This is a genomic window from Brevibacterium casei CIP 102111, from assembly GCF_900169275.1.
In the GTDB taxonomy this organism is placed as follows: Bacteria; Actinomycetota; Actinomycetes; order Actinomycetales; family Brevibacteriaceae; genus Brevibacterium; species Brevibacterium casei.
Genome location: NZ_FXZC01000001.1, coordinates 540,644 through 566,893, shown reverse-complemented (window position 1 = coordinate 566,893; position 26,250 = coordinate 540,644). Strand labels below are relative to the sequence as shown.

Here is a 26,250-nt window from a genome sequence, read left to right as displayed (position 1 = left end):
GCGGCGGCCATCAGCCGGCTCGTGCGCTGAGCACCGGCTCCTCGTCGTCCTGACGGCCGATCCCGCCCGGCATGATCCTGCGATGGGCGGCCTGCCAGACGAGCCTGGCGAGATCCGCGGCATCGAGGCGGAGGACGGGTGCCGCCATGTCGATGAGGCCCCGGGCGACGTCCGGGGTCAGCGTCTCCGTGTCGCCTCTGCCCTCCCTCTCACCTCCAGCCTCGCCGCCGCCATGGTCACCGATCGGCTCGGCCACCACCTCGGCGTCGGCAACGGCTTCCACCGTGCGCGACCCATCGGCACCGTCGGCGCCGGCGCGGACGGTCTCACCGAGATACCGGAGGACGACCCGATCGGGCTCGAAATGATCGGAGCCGGCGAGGGAGAGGAGGTGGAAGTAGGTCACCGCCGAGTGCTGACTCGGCAGCGCCGTCCATCCCTCGGCGACCGGGTTCTCGCGGACGTCGGGCCCGATCGCCGAGAGCAGATCGGGCACGGTGTCGATGTCGAGATCGGCCATGAGCCGGGTCGCCCGGTCGACGACCTCGGCCTTGAGTGGGGCGCCGGGATGGGTGTTGGCGGGTTTGCGGTTGCAGGCGACGGTCTCCGCCCACGTCTTCGCGCCTCCGGCGGCCGCGATCGAATACCGCAGCGCTTTCGCCCCGTCCCGGTACCCGTGCCTCGACACGTATCGGTCGAGGACATTGGCGACGGCTGTGGGGTGGGAGCCGGTCGCGTAGATCGCATCGATGATGCACAGCGCGAGACTCTCGGGGTGGCTGATCGGGTGCGGGCGCTCCTCGTCCGCGACGAGGGCTCGGCAGCGGCGCACCAGCCGGTCGACTCCGTCGGTCGTGATCTCCATCGGTCTGACCTTTCGTCGTGCATCGCCTTCGCGATGCGGGTTCCCCGGCCTGGTGGCCGGGAGGGTGACGACGAGCGTAATCCTCGGCACTGACACGAGATGATCGGAGTGGATTCGAACGGCGATCGGCGAAAAACGCCGATGGCGTTCCGCAATCGTCGCCGAGAGGGAACTGACAGCGCGTCTTGGCACGTGCAACATCGGTCTGGCAGTGTTGAGCCATGAACAGCGAAGCGATGATCATCGACGGGCCCCTGGCCCGCGCGGCACGGATCCTCTGCCAGGTCTCGGCGGCCGATGTCGCCGCGCAGGCGGAGATCGACAAGGCCGACCTCAAGGACTACGAGAAGTGCCGCGACGACCTCACCTCGGAACAGGAGCGTCGACTCGTCCACGCTCTCGAGCACTACGGCGCCCACTTCATCCCCGACGGCGATGACGGCGGATACGGCGTGCGCCTGCGATTCAATCGGCTCAAGGTCCGCGCCGTCGAGCGCTGGGAGAACGAAGGCGGGACGACCGGCGCCGACGACGTCTGATTCCACGCAGGCGGCGTGTTCGGCACACCCCGAACACGCCGCCTGCGACCGGTGAATGCACTGCGGGGCGCCCCTCTCGATGAGGGACGCCCCGCAGTGCGATTCGAGCTCAGGCGCCGCTGAACTCAGAGGCTGAGCTCAGCCGCTGAACTCAGCCGCCGGCCTCAGCTGCGGCCGATGAGTTCGAGGTTGTCGACGACGCGGTTGGAGAAGCCCCACTCGTTGTCGTACCAGGCGACGACCTTGACGTTGCGGCCGTCGACGCGGGTGAGTTCGGCGTCGAAGATCGACGACGCGGGCTGCCCGACGATGTCGGAGGAGACCACGGGCTCCTCCTCGTAGTCGAGGATGCCGTTGAGCGGTCCGTCGGCGGCCTCGCGGTAGGCGGCGAGCACCTCGTCGCGGGTGACGTCGCGGGAGACCGTCGTGTTGAGCTCGACGATCGAGCCGACCGGAACCGGCACGCGCATCGCGTCGCCGCTGAGCTTGCCGTCGAGGCCCGGAAGCACGAGTCCGATGGCCTTCGCCGCGCCGGTCGAGGTCGGGATGATGTTCGCCGCCGCGGCGCGCGCCCGACGCGGATCCTTGTGCGGGCCGTCCTGGAGGTTCTGGTCGCCGGTGTAGGCGTGGACGGTGGTCATGAAGCCGTGCTCGATTCCGGCGAGGTCGTCGAGGACCTTCGCGAGCGGGGCGAGCGCGTTCGTCGTGCACGAGGCATTGGAGATGATCGTCGCCTCGGGGGTGTAGGCATCGGTGTTGACACCGTAGGCCAGGGTGACGTCCGCACCCTTCGAGGGGGCGCTGACGAGGACCTTCTTCGCTCCGGCGTCGATGTGTGCGCGGGCCTTGTCCGCCTTGGTGAAGCGGCCGGTGGACTCGAGGACGACGTCGATGTCGAGGTCGCCCCACGGCAGCTGGGCCGGGTCCTTCTCGGCGAAGACGCGGATCGAGTGGCCGTTGACGACGATGCTGTCGCCGGTGGCCTCGACGGTTCCGGGGAAGCGTCCGAGGGTGGTGTCGAACTTGAGGAGACGAGCGAGCTCCTCGACGTCACCGAGGTCGTTGATCGCGACGACGTCGATCTCGCTGTTGCGCTCGCTGAGCGCGCGCAGGGTGGCGCGACCGATGCGACCGAATCCGTTGATGGCGATGCGGGTCAATGTCTCTCCTTGGGAGGTCTGATAACCGGTACATCACCATGATCCCCAGCGCGACGACCCGACAACAGTGGCCAGCACGACAACCTGCGAAAGGTTCTCGCCAGTCTTATTGCCACAAAGCGAAAGTTTCCGGCCACACCTGCTCTCACCAGGAGAAGCTGTGTCTCAGCCCGAGAACGTGTGCCGGTACTCGTTCGGGGAGATTGAGAGGATGCGCTGGAAGTGCATCCGCAGGTTCGCCCCGGTGCCGAGCCCCACCTGGTCGGCGATCTGCTCGATCCCCAGGTCGGTGTTCTCCAGCAGCTCCCGGGCGAGGTCGACGCGGGCGCGGAGCACCCACTGCATCGGGGTGTACCCGGTGTCCTCGACGAAGCGCCGGGAGAATGTGCGCACCGAGACTCCGGCGTTCGCGGCGAGCTGGCCGAGGGTGAGCTCCTCCCCGATGTGCTGCAGCGCCCACTGCCGGGTGTCGGCGAAGACGTCGCCGAGGGGCTCGGGAACGCTGCGGGGCACATACTGTGCCTGCCCGGCACTCCGATAGGCGGCGGCGACGAGGCGGCGGGCGACCTGGTTGGACAGGCCCACGCCGTGGTCGCGCCGGATGAGATGGAGACAGAGGTCGATCGCCGAGGCGGCCCCCGCCGAGGTGAGCAGCTGACCTTCGTCGATGAAGAGGACGTTCTCGTCGACGTCGATCGTCGGATAGCGGCGGGCGAGCGCCTGCGCCGTCGACCAGTGGGTCGTCGCCCGACGGCCGTCGAGGAGACCCGTGCGCGCAAGGACGAAGGTGCCCGTCGACAATGCTGCGATCCGCGCGCCCCGCTCGAAGGCGGTGAGGAGTCCGCCGATGACAGCGGCCGGGGCCTCCCCTGCGACCGCCGAGGAGGCCCCGGGGATGAGAATCGTGTCGGCCTCGGCGAGCGCCTCGAGCCCGTGGTCGACGGCGAAGGAGAGTCCGTCGGCTCCGGTGACCGTTCCGGGTTCGACCCCGCACACGGTCACCGAGTAGGGCCAGCCACCGGCGGTCGTCGCCGTCCCGGGCACCTGGCCGACGCTGTTCGACTCGGCGCCGAAGACCTGCACCGGGACGCCGAGGTCGATCGCCGAGACCCCCGCGAGCGCGAGCACGGCCATGCGGTGAGGTTTCGGGCGCGGGGTGCGCCGTGCTGAGGGCAGCAGTGCGTCGGCAGTCATCGTGCCCTCCAGTCTAGGCACTCACCTGGGCCTGTCGGCGTAACCCCGGCAGGCGTCGGACCGGGAACCCCGGCGGGGGTCGGGCTGGGGGCCACGGCTCGCGCCGGGGCGAACTCGGTCTCCGTCGTCGCCGTGCGTTCGGCCGCGGTCGCCTTCGCCCGTGCGCGCAGTCAGTACGCGTAGCTGCCGGGGACGATTCCCGGCAGGGTTGCCACGCCGATTCCCCCGCCTGCGACGAGACCGCTGCCTACGGTCCCGGCGTGGAGTCCGACGGGTGCGGCGGCTCCCGACCCGGCCCCTGCCGGAGGGGTCGCCGCAGCCCCGGCGATGCCGGGAACACCGGCCGCCACGGTCCGCGCCTCGGCGGCACCGGTGAGCGGCCCGGGGGTCACCGCCTTCTCGGGCAGCGCCGATGGGGTCGGGGGGACCACCTCGGCGGGGACAGCCTCGGTGATGGCTTCGAACATCGCCAGGGTGCCGTGCTGGGCGGCCAGGGACACGGGTTCCGGATCGGAGGAGAGCTTGACGCCCACGGTCTGCGTGGCACGGTCGACGTAGAGCATCTGCCCGTGGATGCCGATGCCGATGACGACGTCCCGACTGGCCGAGGGCACCCAGAACTGGCTCCGGTACATCCCGCCGGGATACGACTGGCCGGAGGCGGATTCGGCGAAGACCTGCGCCGAGTCAGGACCGCCTGCGAAGATGTCGTCGACCCAGGCCTCGGAGACGACGCGGGTGCCGTCGGCGTTGACCCCGCCGCGGGCGATCATCTCGCCGAAGCGACCGAGGTCGCGCAGGGTTGTGCTGATGGCGCCGTCGGCGATCGAGCCGCCCCATCGGTCCTGACAGACCTGCGCCGCGTGGGCGGCACCGATGCGCGACCACACGAATTCGCTGGCGACGACAGCGAACGGGCGTCCGACGACGTTCTCGCACACCCAGGCGAGCACGTCGGTCTCACAGCTGCGGTAGACGAAGGAGGACCCGTGGTCGCGTTCGCTCGTCAGCCCGGTGAGGAAGTCCTTGATCCCGTGCGCCGAGGTGGGCGTCCGGGGTGCGAAGTCGACGGCTTCGAAGAGCCTGCGGATCTCCGAGCCGTCCTCGAGGTACTCCTCGGAGAACTTCACGCCCGAGCGCATATCGAGGAGGTCGCGGATCGTGGCCCCGGCATAGCCGCTCTTGCCGAGCGCGGGAACGTGGGTGGTGACGAGGTCGTCGACGCGGAGCAGTCCCGCATCGGCGAGCGCGCCGACGACGATCGAGACGATGGACTTGCTCACGGAGAAGAGCATGTGGCGGCGGGCCGGCTTCATCGGCCACGCGTACTCCTCGGCGATCGCGACCCCGCCGCGGGTGACGAGCCAGGCGTCGGTGAAGGTGTTGGCGAGGACGTCGCCGACGGTCGTCCAGCCTTCGTCGTCTGCCGCGGTCCACTTCTTCGCATCGATCGTCAGCGACCGGAAGTCGTTGTCCTGCGAGATGTACTCGCACACGGAGCCGATGCCGCGTGGGATTCCGGCGCTGGGGAAGATCTCCTCCATCCGGGTGAGCGCGAAGGCGAAGTACTCCGGCCACTTCCAGGAGTCGAGGTCGATGCTCTCGAGGATCGCCTCGGACGGGTCGACGATCGCCTCTTCGCTCGCCGAGGTGAGTTCGCCGACGTGGGGCAGCGGCCGCTTCCCGGGTCCGCCGGGTCCCGCCGCACCGGAACCGGAACCGGCCGCGTCATCGCCGGTGGGATCCTCGCCGAGGCGGTCCGTACCGTGCGAACGGTCCGGGCCGTCCGAGCCCTGCTCGCCGCGATCGCCGCTGCCTCCGCGGTCCGTGCCTTCGCCCGCCGAGGAGTCGGTGGCCTGCGTGCGCTCGGCATCGGACTTCTCGTCGCCGTCGATGCCCTTGGTGTTGCCCGACAGCGCCCCGATGCGTCGGGTGGCGGGGTTATGAGTCAGGCTGTGGAGCACCTTCTTCATATCCGCCATCTCTGCCTCCGTCTGTGGTCTCATGCACCGCCGAGCCTACCTCCCGGACATGGACGGCAACAGCCTCCGGAGCCTCAGATCGTGAATCCCACGGCCTCACCGACTGAGACGGAACGCTGTCACCAGGAAGGACGCGCGCGACAGTTACCTATCAGTTATTTAACTTACAACTATCCGACACGAGAAGTTCAGACCCGCGTCGCGGACGGTTCGCCGCAGCGCTCACGCGCCCTCACCCGTGTCTCCCCGTTCACCGCGTCTCGTCGAGGCTCGTCTCCGACGGCGCCCTGGTGGACCGGAGGACCGCGGCGAGAGCCGGGAAGACGAGGACGGTGCACGCGCCGGCGAGGACGAGGAGGGACCCGATGTCGGCGGTCAGCAGACCGGAGCTCTCAGCCAGGGAGGTCACGGCGACGATGATCGGCAGTCCCGTGGCCCCGTAGAGGCCCACCTGCGCCTGCTCTCGGAGGCCGCTGACGCCGGGGGTGATGCGGAGGAAGCGCTCGCCGAGCATGAGCGGCAGACCTCTGAGCAGCAGGATCGCTGTGAAGAACCAGAGGAGGGTGAGGGGCTGTTCGGCGACGGCGGCCAGGGCGATGCCCATCCCCGAGAAGACGAAGAAGACGGGGATGAAGAAGGAGAACCCCAGGGTCTGGAGGCCGACCTCGAGACGTTCGACCGCCTCGGCGGGGGCGATCCGCTTGACGAGCATGCCGGCCATGAACGCACCGAGGACGACGTCGAGGTCGAGGAGGGCGGAGAGGAACATCAGGGCGATGAGGACGAGCATGATCGTGCGCAGCACGAGTTGGGAGGTGCCGCTGGCGCCGTCGATCATCGCCCGATGCAGGGAGGGGATGCGGCTGCCGAGGTGGAGGGGGATGACGACGGTGAGAGCCATGATGACGACGAAGGCGACGAGGATGAGGGCGCTGAGGGAGAAGCTGCGTCCCGAGAGGAGGAGGGCCATGGCGAGCACGGGGCCGAGCTCGCCGACGGCGCCGTGGACCATCGTGCCCGCTCCCACGGGGGTGCGCAGGACCCCTGCGCTGGTGAGGATCGGCAGGAGCGTGCCCAGGGCAGTCGAGGTGAGGGCCAGGCCGATGGCCGCCCAGCCGAAGAATCCGAGATCACCGGCGAAGAGTGCGGAGAAGCCGACGGCGAGGGCGAAGCTCACAGCCCAGACCAGCCACGAGAGCCTGCCCTGCCGCGACTTCATCGCCTGCGGGTCGATCTCGAAGCCCGCGAGGAGGAAGAGGAGGCCGAGTCCGATCTCTGAGAGGAGGCCGAGGCTCTCTGACGGGTGGGCGAGTCCGAGCACGGAGGGACCGATGAGGAGACCGCCGAGGAGGAGCCACACCGTGTCGGGCACCCATCCGCGGGTGAGCCTGGCCAGCAGCGGCGAGACGCAGACGACGGCGACCATGAGGACCAGCGGTGCGAACTCTTCTGCGGTGTCCATAGCGCTCAGGGTACAAGCCGGATCGGGCTGCGGACCGTTCGCCGCGGAACGGTGACGCGAATGTGATCGGGTCGCCGTCCACCCCGTCAGGCTCTGCCGGCCGCCCCGGAAGGTCGGCTAGTCTCGTGGGCACAGGGTCCCGTGGCACGGGGACCCCTCCACCCGATGCGAGGAGTGACACACGATGCCCGTGATCCAGATCGACCCCGACCGCTCGGCCGACTGCCTCACGATCGGCTGGCGACTGCCGGCCGGCGCCGACGCTGTGTGGGCGCATCTGCAGGACGTCGACGCTCTCAGCGAGTGGCTCGGGCGACCGCTGACCTTCGACAGCCGCCTCGGCGGTGAGATCATCGTCGACCATGCCGACAGCTACCTGTGCCGGTCGGAGGTCCTCGCGATCGACGGCCACTCCGCAGAGCTGACGTGGTCGTTCCCGGACGAGCCGACGAGTCGAATCGCCGTCGCGGTCACCGCCGGCGATCTCGGTGGGGATCTCGGTGGGGAGGGCCCGTCGGCCGACGGCACGTCCGCCTCCGGAACGTCAGCCGACGGCACGTCCACCTCCGGGCGGTCAGCCGACGGCGGCGACGAAAAGGCCCCGAGCGTGCTCACTCTGCGTCACCTGGGCCTCGGCGACCTCATCGACTCCTACGCGACGGGCTGGCTCACCCACCTGAGCTTCTTCGAAGCGTCGCTGGCGGGCACGCCGCTGCCGTGGGAGCAGTTCTGGCCGCTGTGCGAGACCTTCGATCGGCTCCTCGACCGCACGGGTCGCTGAGCGACGAGGGCATTCGTCGGCGGATCCTGCGGGCCAGGGCACGCGACGTTGACGATCTCGTGTCACCACCGGGCTCTACGATGAGCCCATGAGTCCGTCACCGCGCACCGTGGGCATCGTCCTCTTCGAGGGCTTCGAACTCCTCGACGTCTTCGGTCCCGTCGAACTGCTCAGCGTCGTCCCCGACGGCTTCGCCATCACCTACCTCGCGGCGAGCCCGGGACCGGTCCGGAGCAGTCAGGGCGCCGAGGTGGTCGCCACCGACTCCCTGTCCGACTCCCTGGCATCGGGGTCGGTTCCCGACATCGTTCTCGTGCCCGGCGGAGGCGGAACGCGAGAACTCGTCGACGACCACGACTTCCTCGACCTCATCGCCGCGTGGGCGTCGCGGGCCCCCGTTGTCACCTCGGTGTGCACCGGTTCGGCGGTGCTCGCAGCGGCCGGGCTGCTCGAGGGGTACCGGGCGACGTCGAACAAGCGGGCCTTCGCTTGGGCATCGGCGCAGGGGACGGACGTCGAATGGGTGCCGCACGCCCGCTGGGTCGAGGACCGGGACCGGTGGACGTCGTCGGGCGTGGCGGCGGGCATGGACATGACTGCCGCGCTCATCGCCCGCCTGGTCGGTGAGGAGGCGGCGACCACTGCTGCCCGCACCGTCGAACTCGAGGTCCACAGCGATCCGGACTGGGATCCCTTCGCCGAGCACTACGGGCTCGGGATGTAGGCCATGGGGCGCGGCGGCATGACAGACCGTAGTTGGGACGAGGTGCGTGCCACCTGCGGGCGCAGCTTCGGCCGGGATGCCGCCACGGGCCGAACGCCCGAGCAACCTGCCCCCACGGACTGCGTCACACGAGACCGAGGTCCTCCGCGACCCGGATCGCCCGCGCTCGCGAATCGACGCCGAGCTTGGCGAAGACGTTGACAAGGTGACTCTTGACGGTCGCTTCGGTGACGAAGAGCTCCTGCGCGATCTGCGCATTCGAGGCCCCGGTGGCGAGCAGGGCGACGACCTCACGTTCCCGGCGGGTGAGCTGCGGACCGGGATTGCGCATCTGCGCGATCGCCTTCGCGCTGATCTCCGGCGGAAGGTAGGTCTCGCCCCGGGCCGCGCGCTCGATCGCCACGGAGATCTCCGCCGGTTCGATGTCCTTGAGGAGGTAGCCCGCCGCGCCGGCGCTCAAGGCTGCGACGATCTCCGCATCATGGTCGAAGGTCGTGAGGATGAGCACCGCGGGTGGCTTCGGCATGTTCCGCAGAGCCGTGGTCGTCGCGATCCCGTCCATGCCCTCACCCAGACGCAGGTCGCACACGACGACGTCAGGGCTCAGCCGCGCGGAGAGGGTGAGCGCCTCTTCCCCGCTGCCGGCTTCTCCGACGACCTCGATGTGCTCGGGAGCGTCGATGACCGCGCGAAGCCCGGCCCTGACCACAGGATGGTCGTCGACGAGGATGACCCTGATCGTCATCTGCGCCCTCCTCGCGGAAGCGTCGCCGAGATCGCGAAGCCCGCTCCCGGGGCGGTCTCGATGTCGAGCTCGCCCCCGAGTTCACGCATCCGCGAGGCGATGAAGTCGAGTCCGAACCCCGAGTCGGTCTTCCGCGTCCGAGTCTGTGGGTCGGCCAAGCCGACGCCGTCGTCGACGATGTCCATTCTGATCGAATCGCCGAGATCGCTCAGGCTCACACGCACGCGTGTGGCCTGCGCATGCTGACGGACGTTGGCGAGCGCCGACTGCGCGGTCCGCAGGAGGGCGACCTCCGCCTCGGCGGGCAGGGCCGGCCACGACTCATCGACGGTGAGGTCCGCCAGGATCGTCGTATCGGACTCGAGCCTGCTGAGCAGGCGGCCGATGGCCGCGGGCAGGGCGGCATCCTCGAGTTCGGCCGGGGCGAGTGCGGCGATGATCCGACGGACATCTCGCGAACCCTGGGCGGCGAGATCCTCGACCTGTCGCAGCACCTGCGCGGCATGGGCGTCTGTCGTGCGATCCGCCTCGGCGTGGGCGATGAGGCGGATCGAGGAGATCTCCTGGGCGACGGTGTCGTGGATGTCCCGAGACACCCGGGTCCGCTCCTCGATCTCTCCCGCATGACGCTGGGTGAGGGCGAGTTCGTCCTGGACGTCGAGGAGGCTGCGGTGGGCGGCCTCCAGCGACTGGAGCAGCTCCTCGCGTCGGCGTCCCTCCCGGAGGAGTTCGATGTATCCGCGGGAGAGCCCGAGGGCGAAGACCGCGCCGATGAGGGAGCCGATGACCGCGGGAGTGCTCACTCTTCCGTGGTGGATGAGCGGTGCCGCGACGGTCGCGAGGTAGGTCACGGCGGTGAAGACGACGGCGATGCGCAGGGAGAAGAGGTGACCGGCGAGCAGCCAGAGGAGGAACGCGACCCAGATGAATTCGGCGGAGACGACGAGCATGAGCAGCCAGATCGCGGCGAGGACGAGCAGCCACCATCGGGCGAGGTCGACCGAGCCGCTTCGGGCGGCCCGCACCGCGCCGAACCCGTACCAGGCGAGGAGGACGAGACTGACCGCAACCACTACGAGAACCGGGGCTCCCGCAGTGATCGCCCGGAGGCTCGAGATCACGGTGAGGACGACAGCGATCGCGTGCTGACCGATCTCCATCGTCCGCGCCGTCCACCTGTGTGAGCCCACTGCTCCTCCTTCTCCCCCACCGTCAGGATAGTCGTCGGGGCGGCCCGCCGCGGCGGCCGAACCTGCATCCGCAGGCGTCCGCGCGTCTTCTGCTGCGGCCGCGAACCGCCCCGGTTGGATCCCGACTGTCACCGGGCGTACCCGATCGGACCACCTGTGCGGGCGGAACCTTCCTCGGCTGCGGCGTCGGCACCGACCGCGAGGCCGACGTTCGCGCGCGATACCGGCTGGGCGGTGGTGCTGTCCTCGGCGCGGGTTCCCGTCCCCGCATCCGGCGCGAACTCGGTGATCGCCCGGTCCGGCCACCAGATCCGGGGACCGGCGAGCGCGATGATCGCGGGCACGATGACGGTGCGGACGAGGACCGTGTCGACGAGGACGCCGACACCGACGATGAGCCCGAGCTGGCCGAGCACCATGAGCGGGAGCATACCGAGGGCGGCGAAGACCCCGGCAAGGACGATGCCCGCACTCGTGATCACCCCGCCGGTGTGGGCGAGGGCTTCGATGATGCCCTGCCTCGACCCGTGGAGCGCCGACTCCTTCTTCGCCCGGTGGGAGAGGAAGATCGAATAGTCGATGCCGAGGGCGACGAGGAAGAGGAACGCGAGGATCGGCACCTGCGCGTCGATCGCCGCCTGCCCGAAGAGGACCCTGCTCAGCGCCGACCCGAGGCCGATCGCCGCCGCCGTCGAGGCGACATTGACGACGAGGAGGGTGAGGGCGACCAGCGGTGCCCGGAGGATCGCGAGGAGGACGAGGAAGCTGATGGCGAGGATGAGCGGAGCGATCGTCGCGAAGTCCCGGGCGTTGCCATCCCGAGCATCGAGCTCGGTCGCCGCGGCCCCTCCGACCTCGGCGTGCGCGCCGTCGACCGCGTGGACCTGAGAGCGGATCGTCTCGACGAGGGCGAGCCCCTCCGGGCTGTCGGGTTCGTACTCGCCGGTGACCATGATCTTCGCGATCCGGTTTCCCTCGACCGTCGCCTCGTCGACGGTCCCGGCACGGACGACCCCGTCGATGCCCGAGACCGCGTCGACGACCTCGTCGGCCTCGCCCGCGTCGGCGACGATCCAGATCGGCTGGGATTCCCCGGGCGGGAAGTGCTCGCCGAGGACGTCGAGTCCCTGGGCGGACTCCGACTGCACCCTGAACTTCTCCGACTGGTCGAGACCGACGGTCGTGCCGATGAAGCCGGCAGCCATGACCGCGAGGAGGGCGATGCCGACACTGAGGTGGATCCCCGGGCGGGCGACTACCCGGGTGGCGATGGCCCGCCAGAACGTCGGCGTGGTCGCACCCTGGACCGAGCCTCGGGAAGCGGCGGCACCGCGGTCGGCAGCGGCACCGTCGGCCGCCTCGGCGGGGTCGGCATCGTCGACGGGACGCGGGACGAAGGGCCAGAACACGCGCCTGCCGCAGATCGCGAGGACGGGTGGGAGGGCGAGGAGGACCGCGCCGGCGGCGATGACGAGGCCGGCGGCAGCGGTGATGCCGAGACCGCGGGTGCCGGGGATGACGGCGAGGACGAGGCTGAGCAGTGCGAGGACGACGGTGAGGTTCGAGGCGAGGATCGTCGTCACCGTGTGCCGCCATGCCGTGGCGAGTGCGAACCGATGATCCGGGTGCCGGGTGAGCTCCTCGCGGTAGCGGGAGATGAGGAGGAGGGCGTAGTTCGCGCCGGCCCCGAAGACGAGCACGCTGATGATGCCGGCGTCGAACTGCAGATCGAGGCCGTCGCCGATCGCCGCGGTCACGCGCCCGGCGAGTCCGTCGGCGGTGCCGATGACGATGAGCGGCAGCAGCCAGAGGATGGGCGAGCGGTAGGTGACGATGAGGAGGAGCGCGACGATGGCGATCGTGACGATGAGCAGGGTGAAGTCCGCGCCGTCGAAGGCTGAGGCGATGTCCGCGCCGATCGCCGGCCCACCGGTGACGAGCAGCTCCAGTCCCGTGTCCTCGAGCGCCTGCGCACCGGGATCCGCGGCGATCGTCCTCCGCAGCTCGCCGACCGTCTCGGCCGTCTCCGTGTTCGTCTGCCCGACGGTGATCGGCACCATGAGCAGGGCCGCCTCACCGTCGTCGCTGACGATCGGACCGCTGACCGCTTCACCGTCCTCGCCGAGGCGGGACCCCAGCTCGCCGAGCGCGTCCCGGTCCGCGGCGCTGAGCGTCGCGCCGCCGGGGCGGGAGGCGACGACCATGACCGACTGCTCGTTCGCGCCGGGGAACTGATCGAGGACCGCCTCGGCGCGCGCGGATTCCGAGTCCGGTGGGGCGGACTGCGTGGGACGGTCCTCACCGGCTCCGGAGAGGAGGCCGAAGAGGACGGTGACGAGGAGGACGAGGGCGGCGAGGACGAGCCAGGCGCCGCGTTTCGACACGAGGACCGTGCCGGTGCGAGTGAGCAGATTCTTCATGCCTCCAGCTCATCAGGGCAGGGGCACCGGGCACATCGCCTGTCGGTTGAGACTTCGTCTGCAACTTTCGATGGGGATATTCGCCGGGGAGACGAGGTGCTTCAGCCTGCTGAGATGCGTCCGAGGTGATGCCGGCCGCGGGGCGCCGACCGAGCCGAGGTCAGTCGATGACGGCGCCGGCGGACTTCATCTCGGTGAGCGCCTGAGCACTCGAATCGGCGCCGACGCCGGCGATGAGGTCGGTGAGGACGCGCACGCGAAGGCCCTCGCTGAGACCGTCGAGGACGGTGGCGCGCACGCAGTGGTCGGTGGCGATGCCGACGACGTCCACCTCGGCGACGTCGAGCCTCTGCAGGAGATCGCCGAGGCGGTCCCCCGTCTCCGTCGCCCCTTCGAACGCGGAGTAGGCGGGCACCCCCTGACCCTTGCGCACCGTGTGGGTGATCGGGCTCGTCGTCAGCAGCGGGTCGAAGGCCGCACCGTCGGTGTCGGCGACGCAGTGGACCGGCCACGAGTCGACGAAGTCGGGGTCCGCTGCGAAGTGCCCGCCATTGTCGTTCTCCCCGTCATGCCAGTCGGCGGACGCGATGATCGCGTCGTAGTCCCCGGCATGCTCGCCGAGGTAGTCGGAGATCCCGGTCGCGACGGCATCGCCGCCGGTCACCGCGAGCGCTCCGCCCTCGGTGAAGTCGTTCTGGACGTCCACGATGAGAAGTGCCTTCGCCATCCAACGAGCATAGTCGCTCCGGACCGACGATGGCAGGGGTCGTGGTCGGCAGCCTCGGCGGGGCGGGTCAGGGTCGGCAGCCTCGACAGAAACAGTCAGTGTTTGCAGCCTCGGCGGGGCGGGTCAGGGTCGGGCGACTCCTCGGCGTTCCGCGCTGCGACGCGGGCGCCCCGATCGGGACGGGGCAGCCTCAGATCCACCCGGCGGCGGCGAAGGCTCGCCGATAGATCTCGTGGATGACGGCCTGTTTGCGGACGTTGTATTCCATCACCGATTCCGCGTTCGCGTTCGACGCCGCTGCGGCGAGGCGTTTGGCTTCGGCGTAGCGTTCCCGATCCTCCGGGTTCGCCGTCAGCCAGTCGCGGAAGACTCGGTGTCGGGCGACCTCCGGGCAGTGGGCGCCGAAGACGTGGAGGTTGCTCAGGGGCAGTTGCTGGGTGCCGTCGGGGTCCTGGTGGCGGAAGGCCCGGTGCTCGTACCAGCCGGGTTCGCGGATGACGAGGTCGTAGCCCGCCTCGGCGAGCGCCGGCCGGTAGGCGTCCTCGTCACGGGGGTCGGCGACGACGAGGTCGATGTCGATGACGGGTTTCGCGACCAGACCCGGCACCGAGGTCGACCCGATGTGCTGGAGCGCGAGGACTCCCTTCCCGAGCGCACCTCTGATCGCGACGGCCAGCGCCTCGTACTGGGCGGCCCATGCCGGGTCGTGGTCGACGACGGCGATCTCGGCCCGGGGGCTGGGCTTGACCCACAGGTCGGGGTCGTCGATGTCGTTGAAGACGACGATGTCAGCGGGGTCGACGTTGGTCGGATCGGCGGCTGTCATTCCGTCGACTCACCGGACGGGACGTGAGCTGACCGTCTGTCTGACCAGTAGGCCTGGGAGAAGTGCCGCCGCCTGTCGAGCGGCAGCTCGCGGCGCAGGCCGTGGCGGACCGCAGAGACGAGCCCCCGCTCCCCCGCGACCCAGACGTAGAGACCTGCGGGGCCGAGTCCGAGGTCGCGCACATGGTCGATGAGCGCCTGACCGCGGGATCCGGTGCTGCGCACCCACGTCCAGGTCGCGTTCGCCCGCTGCCGCTGCGGGATGCCGTCCGTGTCACCGTCGTCCTCGATGATCGCCGTGGCCTCGACCTCATCGGGAATCCATGACAGCCATGAGTTCACCGCCGGCACGGTGCTGAGGTCGCCGAGGAGGATGAGGCGCTTCGTATCCCTCGGCAGATCGAGGCGGTCCGGGGTGACGCAGGCGTCGATCACCGTTCCCGGCTGCGCTGCCAGTGCCCACCGCGTCGCCGCGCCGAAGGCGGCCTCGCCCGCAGTGCGGTGGTGCGGGAGTACGAGGTCGAGGGCGAACGACCCGGATCGGATGTCGACGTCGACGAACGTGTAGTCGCGGCGGCTGACACGGCCGGATCCGCGTGCGGGACCCGGGTGGTCGGTGGTCGCAGCATCGCCGTTACCTGCCTTCGCGGACCCATCGCCGGCCCTGTCGTCGACACCGGCCGGAGACTCGGGAACCCACAGTCGCACCCACGCCGTGGGATAGACGTCGGTGAGATCGTGCAGGAGGTCGTCACCGGTGAAGTGGATGCGCCGGTAGCGATCGCTGAAGTCCTCGACTCGAGTGACGACGACCTCACGGTCGGTGCGGTGCCTCAGGCGCCTGATGCCGCTCGGCCAGGTGACCATGGTCAGCTCCTGTCGGCTCGGTTCGATCCGTTACAGACAAGGCTACTCCGCCCACCCTGTGCCGCGGGAGGCTTCGGGGGCTGATCACGGACGTTCGTCCGCCTCGGCGAGGTGACGCCTCGGCGAGGGGGAACGGGTCGGCGAGAGGGCAGGACCCGCGATCGCGACGGTACAGCGGTACCGGGACGACCCCGGCCCGATCAGCTGCGCTGGGCCTCGCGGACAGCGTCCTTGCCTTCGCGGAACCCGCGCTTCTCCGCCTTCCGGGCCGCCTTGTCCGCGGCCTTCGCAATGGCGTGGCGCGTGTCCTCGGTGCCGACGATGACGAGGAGTCCGCCGAGGGCGGCGAGGTTCTTCGCGAACTGCATCTTCTGCGCCGAGGCCTCCGGCTCCTCGTCCTCCCAGAACGCGTGGCCGGCAAGGGTCGTCGGGATGAGCGAACCGGCGAGGGCGAGCGCAGAGAGTCGCGGTTTGATGCCGAGCAGCAGGGTGGTTCCCGCGGCGAGCTGGATGCCGCCGTTGATCCGGACGAGGAGTTCGTCATCGTCGGGGAGCACCGGCACGTACTCCCGGATCTTCTCCAGCGTCGGCGCGGCCATCTGCACGCGCCCGCCGGGCTTGGTCAGCGCGCCGTAGCCGCCGATGATGAAGATCGGTGCGGTCGCCATGCGTCCCACGGTGCGCAGCAGCGATGATCCCAGTGCCATGAGCGTCTCCTTCGTCGGGTGGTTCGAGGTGTCCGCCGAGGTGGTGCCGACCGCCTCGGCGACGAGGTCGTTCGGGGCTTGAGCCTATAGGAAGGAATGACTGAGCTCAATGCTCTCGTGGGGAAATCTCGTAGGCGCGCCGACCTGCGGATTCATTCCTCGGCGGGTGCCGAGTTCCGACGAGGCGGCTTGACGTCGACCTCCGGCTGCCGCCGGAACTGCCCGGTGAGGACGAGGACGAGGACGACGACAGCGGAGACGAGCCACCCGGAGACGCCGAGGACGGTGACGAGAGCCATGTCCGGAGTCGGGGAGTCGGCGCTGAGGACGAGAGCGAGCAGCATCCCCGACGAGGCGTTGAGAGCGGCGTGGGCGAAGACGGCCGGCCACAGGGACCCGGTGCGCAGGCGCAGCCACCCGAAGAGGACGCTCAGGGCTATGCAGCCGCCGACCATGAAGGCGAGGCCCGTGAGGTCGGGACGGCCGAAGTTGTAGCCGAGGAGGATGAGCGGCGCGTGCCACAGCCCCCACACGAGACCGATGAGGAGCAACGCCGGCCATGTGCCCAGCGGCCGCAGCGAGGTGAGCAGCCATCCGCGCCAGCCGACCTCCTCTCCGAAGGCGAAGAGCGCGGTCGCCCCGGTGTTGACGACGACGATGACGAGGAAGACGGCCACCGCTGCGCCCAGGGGAAGCTCCTCGAGTCCCGGCAGTGCCTGCTGCTGGGCGGAGAATCCGGAGAGTCCGACGAGGTCGAGTCGCATCCAGCCGAACGCGCCGGCGAGGAGATAGGTCGCAAGGACGAGGAGGTAGGTGGCGAGTACCGCCAGGCCGGTCCCTCCGAGCACCCGTCCGACCGGATAGAGGGGCCAGAGGCCGAGGCGGCGGGGAACGCTCGCGAGCGGTTCGCGGGCCCGCCTTCGTTGGACGATGAGCGCTGCGATGGTGCCGAGAAGCGGAGTGAACATGAGCGCTTGGCCGGTGAGCTGGACGAACGTGAGGTCGCTCAGTCCCTTGCCCGAGAGCCACAGCGGCAGGCAGACGAGCCAGCCGAGACCGACGGTGACGACGAGGAACACGCCGACCTCGACCCACGGGACGCGGGTGGGCACGATCGGGGGCGCAGACTCCGCGGACGGGAGCGAGCCGGGCACCGCCTCGGCGGGGGTGGATTCCCCCGTGGGGACGGGACGCTCAGCGGCAGGGTCGGGGGCGCTCATCGGATCCTCCTCGCATCGTGACGTCTCGCTGACCTCTGCCTCCAATGTACGGCGGAGCGTCGGCGACGTCCTCCTCCGCGCGGATGACCGAGGCCTCCGACGCGCAGGCGAAGCCGCGCCCCTGGTCAGCTCCCCGGTCGGCTACGATGAGCGGGTCCCACAGTGATTCGCGCAAAGGTGCCGAAATGACAGAACAGTCCCCGCAGACCCCTCGCCCGCCGCAGTCCCCACGGTCGGGAGCCCACCTCTCCGACGGGGATCACCTCTCCGTCCTCGGCTACAGCGACTCCTTCGAGCGGTCGATGAGCGTGTGGGCGAACTTCGCGCTCGGGTTCACCTACCTCTCCCCGCTCGTCGGCGTCTACTCGCTGCTCGCGGTCGCCCTCGCGGCCGGCGGCCCACCGTCGATCTGGTGGATCGTCATCGTCGCCGCAGGTCAGATGCTCGTCGCCCTCGTCTTCGGCGAGGTCGTCTCCCAGTTCCCCATCGCCGGCGGGATCTACCCGTGGGCGAGGCGGCTGTGGGGCAAGCGGTACGCGTGGATGGCAGCGTGGGTCTACATCTGCGCGATGATCGTCACCATCACCTCGGTGGCGGAGTTCGGGGCGGGCTTCGTCGCGAGCCTCTTCGACTTCGAACTCACCCGCAACGTCACCCTCGTCCTCGCGCTCGCACTCCTCTTCCTCGCTCTGGCGATCAACTTCAGCGGCACGAAGTGGCTGGCCAGGATCGCGCGCATCGGCCTCTTCGCCGAGCTCATCGGCGTCATCGGGCTCGGCCTCTTCCTCCTCATCTTCGAGCGCAAGCATCCGTTCTCCGTGTTCTTCGATGCGATGGGCGTGGCCGGAGACGGCAGCTACCTCGCCGCGTTCATGGGCGCTGCCGTGGCCGGGCTCTTCCTCTTCTACGGGTTCGAGGCCTGCGGCGACGTCGCCGAGGAGGTCTCCAACCCCGCCCGGGGCATTCCCAAAGCGATGATCATGACGATCGTCGTCGGTGCGGTCTCCGCCCTCTTCTCCTTCGGCGGGTACGTCCTCGCGGCCCCCAACCTCGATGAGATCGTTGCAGGTGAGGTCGTCGACCCGATCCCCTCGATCCTCGAAGGCAGCCTCGGACCGGTCGGTGCGAAGCTCTTCCTCCTCATCGCGATCCTCGCGTTCATCTCGTGCGTGCTCAGCCTCCAGGCCGCCGCCTCGCGCCTGATCTTCAGCTTCGCCCGTGACGGCATGATGCCCGGCCATCGGTGGCTGTCCAAGGTCGCCGAGGGTACGAAGGTCCCCCGCAACGCGCTCATCGTCGCGTGCACCGCGCCCGCGCTCATCTGCGTGCTCATCTGGTTCAACGACGGCATCCTCGTCGCGGTCACCTCGTTCGCGATCCTCGGCATCTACTTAAGCTTCCAGATGGTCGTCCTCGCCTCCCTGCGCCAGCGCGTCAAGGGGTGGAAGCCGGCGGGTCCGTGGTCGCTGGGAGCGTGGGGAATCGTCGTCAACGTCCTCGCGCTCGCGTACGGGATCTTCGCGATGATCCTGCTCGCCCGGCCCGGCGAGTCCGGGGCGTTCTTCGCCGACTACGTCGTCCTCATCGGACTCGTCGTCGTCCTCGCCGTCGGCTTCCTCTACCTCTTCATCGCGCGCCCCGACCGGAAGTCGGATGCGCCGGAGGGTGATGCGATCGCCGTCGCCGAGGCGATCCGCGCCCACCGCCGCGACTGACGTTCCAGCCGGGCGGGGTGGCGGTGCGGGTTCGCGGGGCGGCGTTCGCGGCGCGGGTACGCGGCGTTCGCGGCGGGCGGCGCTTCGGCGGCGGGTGGCGCTTCGGCGGCGCAACCGCTCGGTTCTGATCCACACGGTACGGATCGATCCATGCCATGCGGATCGAAACCGAGCGGTTGTGCCGCCGTCGCAGGACCGGCCGGACACGGCACGGCGGGCCACCTCGGCGAACCACCCAGGCGGACCACCTCGGCGAACCACCCAGGCGGACCACCTCGGCGCCTCCACATAAAAATTCATTCCCCTGCATAACAATTCGACACAGGCGCCCCGGGACGGCTACAGTGAGGGGCATGTCGAAAGTTCTCTCCTCCCTGCCCATCGGTGAGCACGTCGGGATCGCCTTCTCCGGCGGTCTCGACACGTCCTGCGCGGTCGCGTGGATGCGTCACAAGGGCGCGATTCCGTGCACGTACACCGCGGACATCGGCCAGTACGACGAACCCGACCTCGAGGGCGTGACCGCTCGGGCCAAGGAGTACGGCGCCGAGATCGCGCGCTTCGTCGACGCCAAGCGCCTCCTCGTCGAAGAGGGCTTCGTCGCCCTCCAGTGCGGGGCGTTCAACGTCCGTTCGGGCGGGAAGACCTACTTCAACACGACCCCGCTGGGCCGGGCGGTGACGGGCACGATGCTCGTGCGCGCGATGAAGGAGGACGGCGTCGACATCTGGGGCGACGGATCGACCTACAAGGGCAACGACATCGAGCGCTTCTACCGCTACGGGCTCATGGCCAACCCGAAGCTGCGGATCTACAAGCCGTGGCTCGACTCGGCGTTCGTCGAGGAGCTCGGCGGTCGACAGGAGATGAGCGAATGGCTTGTCGCCCACGGCTACCCGTACCGCGATTCCGCGGAGAAGGCGTATTCCACGGATGCGAACATCTGGGGTGCGACGCATGAGGCGAAGAGCCTCGAGTTCCTCGACGCCGGTCTCGACATCGTCGAACCGATCATGGGCGTGCCCGCGTGGCGCGACGACGTCGAGGTCGAGACCGAGGAGGTCACCGTCCGCTTCGAGGCCGGCCGCCCGGTCGCGATCAACGGCGAGGTCTTCGACGATCCGGTGGCACTCGTCTACAAGGCCAACGAGATCGGCGGCCGGCACGGGCTCGGCGTCTCCGACCAGATCGAGAACCGGATCATCGAGGCGAAGTCCCGCGGCATCTACGAGGCCCCGGGCATGGCTCTGCTCCACATCACGTACGAGCGCCTCCTCAACGCCATCCACAACGAGGACACGATCGCCCTCTACCACGAAGAGGGACGCCGGCTGGGGCGGCGGATGTACGAGGGACGGTGGCTCGACCCGCAGTCGCTCATGCTCCGCGAATCCATGCAGCGGTGGGTCGCCTCGGCGATCACGGGCGAGGTGACGCTGCGCCTGCGCCGCGGTGACGACTACACGATCGTCAACACCGAGGGCCCCAACCTCTCCTACCACCCGGAGAAGCTGTCGATGGAGCGCGTCGGCGACGCCGCCTTCGGCCCGGAGGATCGGATCGGCCAGATGACGATGCGCAACCTCGACATCGCCGACTCCCGTGCCCGCCTCGAGCAGTATGCGGCGATGGGCATCGTCTCGGGCCCGACCTCGGAGCTCGTCGGATCGCTCGAGGCCGGTGGCGCCGAGGAGATCGCGAGCACCGACGTCGACGTCGACGCCGCGACCGACCGGTCGGGCCTCTCGGCCGCGTTCGACACCGGCACCGACTGAGGGCGCCGGCACAGAATCTGCGGTCCGCCGACCGTGGGCACGGACTGCGCCTGTGGTGGGAGGACCGTCGGCGTCGCCTGGCACCGGTGTTGCTGCCGGACGACGCTCACACGGAGGACCCCCTCGAATGGGTATCGGATTTCGAGGCGGGTCCTCCGCCTATCTGCTTGCCTGCGCCGATCGGTCGGGTGCGGGTGATCCCCTCCCGTGACCGCGCCGACTGTCCGGGCTCCCATCACGGGCGCTGTGCCCGCGAGGAAGATCGGAGTCGAAATCTCGGCGATCGTCGAACCCGGTCCTCCTCGCACGCACTGCCTTCAGCGCGCTCCGGAGGAGCGCAAAGCCGCAGCCAGCGCCGGCAGGTAGGTTTCGACGACGTCACGCACGACGTGGGCATCAATCCCGAAATACTGATGGACGAGTATGTTACTGAACCCGCGGATCGCCGGCCAGCCGATTTTCGGATGCGCCCCAGTGACCTCCGGCGGGAGGTGATTGGCAGCCTCACCGATGATCTGGAGATTGCGCTCGATGGCGTCCTCAGCCATCTCGGCCAGGGTGGCATCCTCGTCGTCGAGCGCTTCGACGTAACGTTGGCAACGGTCGACTGCGTCCAGTATGTCGGAGATCAGCTGATCAGGGCTGCGACTCACAGCGGTACAGCGTCCGCAAGGACCGAAGCCGACATGCCGCGCTTGAGCAGCTGCATGGGGAACACGTCAATATCGTCGCGGCCGAACAGTTCACGTGTCTCTTCCAGGAGTCCGGAAGCTCGCATGAGGAGATTCCCGTCAGCTGGGTCCATCTCGACAAGGATGTCAATGTCGCTTCCCGACCCTGCCGTCCCGCGTGCGACTGAGCCGAACAGACTCGGGTTGGTTGCCTTGTACTTCTCCAGGAGCGCAAAGAAGTCGTCGCGGCGCGCCTCCACGAGCTCGCGCAAGGCGAGCGTCTCGGGCGTCACTGCGGTCTCACTCACCCTTCCAGAGTAGCCGGGCCGCACTAGCCGTGGGAACGCCACTCGCTGCGACAATGTTCGCGCGCGGCACTCGCCGCGGCGCGTGGCACTCGCCGCGGTTGAGGGTACCCGCAACAGTGCTCCGCACCCGTGGCAGTTGCCCATACACTCAGCAGCGCCCCGCACCTTCGACGGCAAATCGCCCTGAGAGCAAAGCCCCGGAGGCGGATTCGGTTCGATATCGCATCGCGTTTCGAACCGGATCCGCCTCCGGGGCGCCGGGTAGATGGCCGCGCATGCATGGCCGCGCATGCACGGGCGCTGGGCGGACGACCGCCGGGTAGTCGGCCGCGCGGGTGGTCAGCCGCGCGTGGACCGGCGCCGGACGAACCGCCAGCCGCGCAGAGCGCCGCGTTGCGTCAGGCGGTGACGGCGGCTGCGGCCTCGTCGATGAGGTCGGCGACGGCCTTCGGCTGGGAGGCGAGGGAGGCGTGGCTCGCGTCGAGCTCGATCGTCTTCTGCGGCTGCATCCGTTCGGCCATCCGGCGCTCGTTGTCGGGTGCGATCATCCGGTCCTGCGTCGAGACCTGGTACCAGGTCGGCTTCGCCTTCCACGCCGGATCGGTGACCGGGTCCTCGAAGGTCGAGCCGAGCGGGGCCTTCTGCGTGACCGCCATGACGAGGGCCTGCTCGTCACCGAGGTCCTGGCAGAAGCTCTCGTGGAACTTGTCCTGCTTGACCCACAGGTAGCCGTCCGAGTCGGGCTCAAGGTTCGGAGCCGCCTCGGGAGGCATCTCCTGCGTGATCCCGCCCGGGCTCTCACCGGCGTCGGGCGCGAAGGCGGCGATGTAGACGAGGCCGAGGACATTGGGCTGATCGCCCATCTCGGTGATGACGGCTCCACCGTACGAGTGGCCGACGAGGATGACGGGGCCGTCGATCTGGGCGACCATCTTGCGGGTGCGCTCAGCATCGTCGGCGAGGGAGGTGAGGGGATTCTCCACAGCGTGGAGGTCGGTGTAGCCGCGCTTGCTCAGCTCGACGATGACGTCGGCCCAGTGGGCTGCACCTCCCCAGAATCCGTGGACCAGGACAACACTCGGCTTGTCTGACATCTGTACTCCTCGAATCAGCGGACGCCTCCCGTTCGGGGCGGCGTCCCATTCTCAGCGTGGGTGCAGGGCGGGTGCCCACCGTGAGCCTACAACGCCCCTTGAGCCTCCCACCGGGGAATTCCCTGTGAACGCACCGTCCGTCCGCGTCTCAATGCCCCCATTTTTCATGTCCGGACAAATTAAACTCGCAAACCTCTTTTGACCGGACAAATATCTCGCTAGTGTGGTGTATGCTCACCCCGTCTTCGAAGGAGAAGTCATGACCGAACGACTCGGCGTCGCCGTCATCGGAGCCGGCATGGCCGGTCGCGCCCATGCCGCCGCCTGGCGGGCCGCCCCGACCGTCGGCACCGGAACTCTGCCGACCATCGACCTCGTCTCGATCTGCGACGTCGTGCCGGACGCCGCTCGAACCACGGCCGAACGCTTCGGCTACTCCCGCTTCGACACCGATTGGCAGGACATCGCCGCCGCCGATGACATCGACATCGTCAGCGTCGTCGTCGCCAACTCGCTCCACAAGCCGATCGTCGAGGCGCTCCTCGGCGCCGGCAAGCACGTGCTGTGCGAGAAGCCGCTCACCGATACGATCCCCGAGGCGGACGCCATGATCGCCGCCGCTGAGAACGCGGATTCGATCGCCCGCCTCGGTTTCACCTTCCGCCGCACCCCGGGTCTTGCGGCGATCGCCGACCTCGTCGCGAACGGCACCCTCGGTCCCGTCCAGCACGTCGACGCCCACTACTGGACCGACTACGCGTGCTCGCCGACCGCGCCGATGAGCTGGCGGTACCAGGGAGGTGCCGGCACCGGGGCACTCGCCGACGTCGGCAGCCACCTCACCGACTCCGTCGAGTTCATCGCCGGTCCGATCACCGCGGTCTCGGGAGGGCGGTTCCACACCTCGATCGCCGAACGCCCGCTGCCGCTGGGCCACGTCACCGGCCATGACCATGTCGAGGTCAGCGACGAGTACGAGCCCGTGACCAACGACGACTACGCAGGCTTCGGCGTCGAGTTCGGCACCGGCTCGGGCACCCTCCAGGTCTCGCGCATCGCCGCCGGGCACCCGAACACCTTCGCCATCGAGGTCTTCTGCGAGAACGGCTCCGCCGGCTTCGACTTCCGCCGCCCCGGGGAGATCACGCTCGGTCGCACAAGCGGCGATCCCACCCGCGACGGGCTGACGACCGTCCAGCTCGGGCCGGCCCACCCGTACTTCGGCACCGGCGTGCCGATGGCCGCACCGGGCGTGGGCATCGGTCAGAACGACGGCTTCACCTTCCAGGCCCGGGCCTTCCTCGACGAGGTCGTCGGCCGCCCCGAATCCGAGTCCTATCCGCGGTGCGCGACCTTCGCCGACGGTCTCCACGCCCTGGCCGTGCGCGACGCCGTCATCGCTTCGGCCGCGAACGGCGGTGCCGCCGCGGAGGTCATCCGATGAAGCTCGGCGTCTACACAGCCATCCTCCACGACCGCGGACTGCCCGAGGCGCTCGCCGCGATCCGGGACCTCGGACTCGACGCGGCGGAGATCAACGTCGGCGGGTTCCTCCCTCCCGTGCACATGCCGAGGATCGATGACATCCTCACCTCCGATGCCGCCCGCGACGACTACCTCGAGACCTTCGCCGAAGCGGGGGTCGCCCTCGCGGGCCTCAACGCCAACGGCAATCCGCTCGACCCGAACCCGGAGATCGGTCCGCCCACGCTCGCCGACATCGAACGCGCCATCGACGTCGCCGCTCGCCTAGGCCAGACCCGGGTGGTGACGATGTCGGGACTGCCCGGCGCTCGCGCGGACTCCGTGACCCCGACGTGGATCGTCAACCCGTGGGAGTCCTCGCACCTCGACACGCTCGATGACCAGTGGGCCCGGGCCGTGCCCGTGTGGCGCGAACTCGACCGCCGGGCTGCCGACCGCGGCGTGATGATCGCGATCGAGATGCACCCGCACAACCTCGTCTTCAACCCCGCCACCCTCGAGCGCCTCATCGACGCCACCGGGGGTGAGAACATCGGCGCGGAGATGGACCCCTCCCACCTGTTCTGGCAGGGGATCGATCCGATCGCCGCGATCGACCACCTCGGCGATCGGGTCGTCCACGCCGCAGCCAAGGACGTGCGGATCAATCCGGCGGCGGCCGTCCACGGCATCCTCGACGACCGGCACACGCGCTTCACCGGGGACCGGATCACGCGGATCCGCGGGGGCGCGGCGATCAACCGATGGCCGGAGGGCTCGGCGTGGGACTTCGTCGCGCTCGGACGCGGACACGACCAGGACTTCTGGGATCGGTTCGTCGCGGCCCTCGCCGCCGTCGACCCCGACATGGCCGTCCACATCGAACACGAGGACGAGGCGCTGGGGCGGATCGAAGGACTCGAAACCGCCGCCGAGGTGCTGCTCACCGCCCGCGATCACGCCGGGTAAGCTCGAGGGCAGACCGAGACCGGAACGAAGCAGGGACCCCATGGCACGCGCACCCGAGACCGAGCTGAGCGAGGAGTTCTTCGGCACCCTCGACCGCTCCGCCGGGGCCGCGCCGCTCTACGTCCAGATCGCCCGCCGCCTCGAGGCCGCGATCACCGCCGGAGACATCGCCGCGGGCACCCGTCTGGAGAATGAGGTCTCGATGGCCGAGCGGCTCGGTCTCTCCCGACCGACGATCCGGCAGGCGATCCAGGACCTCGTCGACAAGGGGCTGCTCGTGCGTCGGCGCGGGGTCGGAACGCAGGTCCTCCAACGCCCCGTCGCCCGGGCCGTCGATCTCACGAGCCTCCACGAGGACCTGCAGAAGTCGGGCAACGCACCGGCGACGACCGTGCTCAGCCACCGCGTCGAGGCGGCGGACGCGGAATTCGCCGAGCGCCTCGGTGTGGCGGTGGGGTCCCCGACCCTCCACCTGCGCCGACTCCGGCTCATCGGCTCGACGCCGCTCGCGATCCTCCACAACGTCCTGCCCGAGCCGTTCGCCGATATCACCGCCGCCGAGCTCGTCACCGCCGGTCTCTATGAGACCCTGCGCGAGCGCGGGGTCGTCTTCTCCGTCGCCCATCAGACGATCGGCGCCCGCGCTGCCGCCGACGACGAGGCCGACCTCCTCGACATCACCCCAGGCGCCCCGCTGCTGACGATGCACCGGACCGCGCTCGACCATTCGGGCCAGATCATCGAATGGGGCGACCACTGCTACCGACCCGACCTCTACTCGTTCGAGACGACGCTCGTCTCCCGGTGAGGGGCGCCCCCGGTTGGTGGCGCGGCGCAGATCGTCTC

24 protein-coding genes are annotated in these 26,250 nt (G+C 69.4%); 8 read left to right on the top strand and 16 right to left on the bottom strand.

The window, feature by feature from the left end; genetic code table 11:
* Window positions 1–10 precede the first annotated feature (10 nt).
* The gene (locus BC102111_RS02435) at window positions 11–865 is read right to left on the bottom strand and encodes a DUF8548 family protein (protein ID WP_101623478.1); all 855 of its coding nucleotides are present in this window, start codon (window positions 863–865) and stop codon (window positions 11–13) included.
* Window positions 866–1,086: 221 nt separating this feature from the next.
* Between BC102111_RS02435 and BC102111_RS02430 the strand changes: the two genes are divergently transcribed.
* Complete coding sequence (locus BC102111_RS02430; RefSeq protein WP_009381012.1) at window positions 1,087–1,404, top strand: hypothetical protein; 318 nt, start codon at window positions 1,087–1,089, stop codon at window positions 1,402–1,404.
* Window positions 1,405–1,568: 164 nt separating this feature from the next.
* Here BC102111_RS02430 and gap read toward each other — a convergent pair whose 3' ends face one another.
* From gap to BC102111_RS02410, 4 genes are all read right to left on the bottom strand, one after another.
* Window positions 1,569–2,564, bottom strand: coding sequence for a type I glyceraldehyde-3-phosphate dehydrogenase (gap, locus tag BC102111_RS02425; RefSeq protein ID WP_095376344.1), 996 nt, complete (start codon window positions 2,562–2,564; stop codon window positions 1,569–1,571).
* A 165-nt stretch (window positions 2,565–2,729) separates the two neighbouring features.
* The gene (locus BC102111_RS02420; RefSeq protein ID WP_095376345.1) at window positions 2,730–3,758 is read right to left on the bottom strand and encodes a GlxA family transcriptional regulator; all 1,029 of its coding nucleotides are present in this window, start codon (window positions 3,756–3,758) and stop codon (window positions 2,730–2,732) included.
* A gap of 170 nt (window positions 3,759–3,928) precedes the next feature.
* The gene (locus tag BC102111_RS02415; protein ID WP_232252511.1) at window positions 3,929–5,764 is read right to left on the bottom strand and encodes a serine hydrolase domain-containing protein; all 1,836 of its coding nucleotides are present in this window, start codon (window positions 5,762–5,764) and stop codon (window positions 3,929–3,931) included.
* A gap of 226 nt (window positions 5,765–5,990) precedes the next feature.
* A complete protein-coding gene (locus tag BC102111_RS02410) occupies window positions 5,991–7,202 on the bottom strand; it encodes a cation:proton antiporter (protein ID WP_095376347.1) in 1,212 nt (403 codons plus the stop codon).
* 184 nt (window positions 7,203–7,386) lie between these two features.
* On the opposite strand from BC102111_RS02410, the gene BC102111_RS02405 reads away from it, so the two are divergent.
* Together BC102111_RS02405 and BC102111_RS02400 are read left to right on the top strand one after the other, a co-directional pair.
* Window positions 7,387–7,983, top strand: coding sequence for an SRPBCC family protein (locus BC102111_RS02405; RefSeq protein WP_095376348.1), 597 nt, complete (start codon window positions 7,387–7,389; stop codon window positions 7,981–7,983).
* A gap of 88 nt (window positions 7,984–8,071) precedes the next feature.
* Window positions 8,072–8,707, top strand: a complete 636-nt coding sequence (locus BC102111_RS02400; protein ID WP_095376349.1) for a DJ-1/PfpI family protein — start codon at window positions 8,072–8,074, stop codon at window positions 8,705–8,707.
* Between the two features lie 124 nt (window positions 8,708–8,831).
* On the opposite strand, the gene BC102111_RS02395 is transcribed toward BC102111_RS02400, so the two are convergent.
* The 8 genes from BC102111_RS02395 to BC102111_RS02360 form a co-directional block, all read right to left on the bottom strand.
* Entirely contained in the window at window positions 8,832–9,452 is a 621-nt protein-coding gene (locus BC102111_RS02395) for a response regulator (RefSeq protein WP_095376350.1), read from the bottom strand.
* Window positions 9,449–10,642 (bottom strand): sensor histidine kinase, encoded by a 1,194-nt coding sequence (locus BC102111_RS02390; RefSeq protein ID WP_232252512.1) that lies wholly within the window; start codon window positions 10,640–10,642, stop codon window positions 9,449–9,451. The genes BC102111_RS02395 and BC102111_RS02390 overlap by 4 nt, the downstream gene beginning before the upstream one ends.
* 128 nt (window positions 10,643–10,770) lie before the next feature.
* Window positions 10,771–13,062: an MMPL family transporter gene (locus BC102111_RS02385; protein WP_095376352.1), complete on the bottom strand. Its 2,292-nt coding sequence runs from the start codon at window positions 13,060–13,062 to the stop codon at window positions 10,771–10,773.
* Window positions 13,063–13,222: 160 nt separating this feature from the next.
* Complete coding sequence (locus tag BC102111_RS02380; RefSeq protein WP_095376353.1) at window positions 13,223–13,789, bottom strand: isochorismatase family protein; 567 nt, start codon at window positions 13,787–13,789, stop codon at window positions 13,223–13,225.
* Window positions 13,790–13,979: 190 nt separating this feature from the next.
* Complete coding sequence (locus BC102111_RS02375) at window positions 13,980–14,615, bottom strand: GrpB family protein (RefSeq protein ID WP_095376354.1); 636 nt, start codon at window positions 14,613–14,615, stop codon at window positions 13,980–13,982.
* On the bottom strand, window positions 14,612–15,481 hold the full coding sequence (locus BC102111_RS02370) for a siderophore-interacting protein (protein WP_095376355.1): 870 nt from the start codon (window positions 15,479–15,481) through the stop codon (window positions 14,612–14,614). The genes BC102111_RS02375 and BC102111_RS02370 overlap by 4 nt, the downstream gene beginning before the upstream one ends.
* Window positions 15,482–15,681: 200 nt before the next feature.
* On the bottom strand, window positions 15,682–16,188 hold the full coding sequence (locus tag BC102111_RS02365) for a DoxX family protein (protein ID WP_009381036.1): 507 nt from the start codon (window positions 16,186–16,188) through the stop codon (window positions 15,682–15,684).
* Window positions 16,189–16,340: 152 nt separating this feature from the next.
* Window positions 16,341–17,408 carry a CPBP family intramembrane glutamic endopeptidase gene (locus tag BC102111_RS02360; protein WP_095376356.1) on the bottom strand — a complete coding sequence of 356 codons (1,068 nt, stop codon included), beginning with the start codon at window positions 17,406–17,408 and terminating at the stop codon, window positions 16,341–16,343.
* Between the two features lie 185 nt (window positions 17,409–17,593).
* Here BC102111_RS02360 and BC102111_RS02355 point away from each other — a divergent pair, with 185 nt between their 5' ends.
* Both BC102111_RS02355 and argG read left to right on the top strand, forming a co-directional pair.
* A complete protein-coding gene (locus tag BC102111_RS02355; RefSeq protein WP_095376357.1) occupies window positions 17,594–19,123 on the top strand; it encodes an APC family permease in 1,530 nt (509 codons plus the stop codon).
* Between the two features lie 353 nt (window positions 19,124–19,476).
* A complete protein-coding gene (gene argG, locus BC102111_RS02350; RefSeq protein WP_009381039.1) occupies window positions 19,477–20,898 on the top strand; it encodes an argininosuccinate synthase in 1,422 nt (473 codons plus the stop codon).
* Between the two features lie 317 nt (window positions 20,899–21,215).
* On the opposite strand, the gene BC102111_RS02345 is transcribed toward argG, so the two are convergent.
* The 3 genes from BC102111_RS02345 to BC102111_RS02335 form a co-directional block, all read right to left on the bottom strand.
* On the bottom strand, window positions 21,216–21,551 hold the full coding sequence (locus tag BC102111_RS02345; protein ID WP_095376358.1) for a HepT-like ribonuclease domain-containing protein: 336 nt from the start codon (window positions 21,549–21,551) through the stop codon (window positions 21,216–21,218).
* The gene (locus tag BC102111_RS02340; protein ID WP_197907820.1) at window positions 21,548–21,877 is read right to left on the bottom strand and encodes a nucleotidyltransferase family protein; all 330 of its coding nucleotides are present in this window, start codon (window positions 21,875–21,877) and stop codon (window positions 21,548–21,550) included. The genes BC102111_RS02345 and BC102111_RS02340 overlap by 4 nt, the downstream gene beginning before the upstream one ends.
* Before the next feature lie 398 nt (window positions 21,878–22,275).
* The gene (locus BC102111_RS02335; protein WP_095376360.1) at window positions 22,276–22,971 is read right to left on the bottom strand and encodes an alpha/beta hydrolase; all 696 of its coding nucleotides are present in this window, start codon (window positions 22,969–22,971) and stop codon (window positions 22,276–22,278) included.
* 259 nt (window positions 22,972–23,230) lie between these two features.
* Between BC102111_RS02335 and BC102111_RS02330 the strand changes: the two genes are divergently transcribed.
* Genes BC102111_RS02330 through BC102111_RS02320 form a run of 3 tightly spaced genes read left to right on the top strand, consistent with a single transcriptional unit; the run spans window position 23,231 to window position 26,212 of the window.
* Window positions 23,231–24,415, top strand: coding sequence for a Gfo/Idh/MocA family protein (locus tag BC102111_RS02330; protein WP_095376361.1), 1,185 nt, complete (start codon window positions 23,231–23,233; stop codon window positions 24,413–24,415).
* Window positions 24,412–25,404 carry a sugar phosphate isomerase/epimerase family protein gene (locus BC102111_RS02325; protein WP_095376362.1) on the top strand — a complete coding sequence of 331 codons (993 nt, stop codon included), beginning with the start codon at window positions 24,412–24,414 and terminating at the stop codon, window positions 25,402–25,404. Before BC102111_RS02330 ends, BC102111_RS02325 begins: the two co-directional genes overlap by 4 nt.
* A 40-nt stretch (window positions 25,405–25,444) precedes the next feature.
* Window positions 25,445–26,212 (top strand): GntR family transcriptional regulator, encoded by a 768-nt coding sequence (locus BC102111_RS02320; protein ID WP_009381048.1) that lies wholly within the window; start codon window positions 25,445–25,447, stop codon window positions 26,210–26,212.
* Window positions 26,213–26,250: the final 38 nt, after the last annotated feature.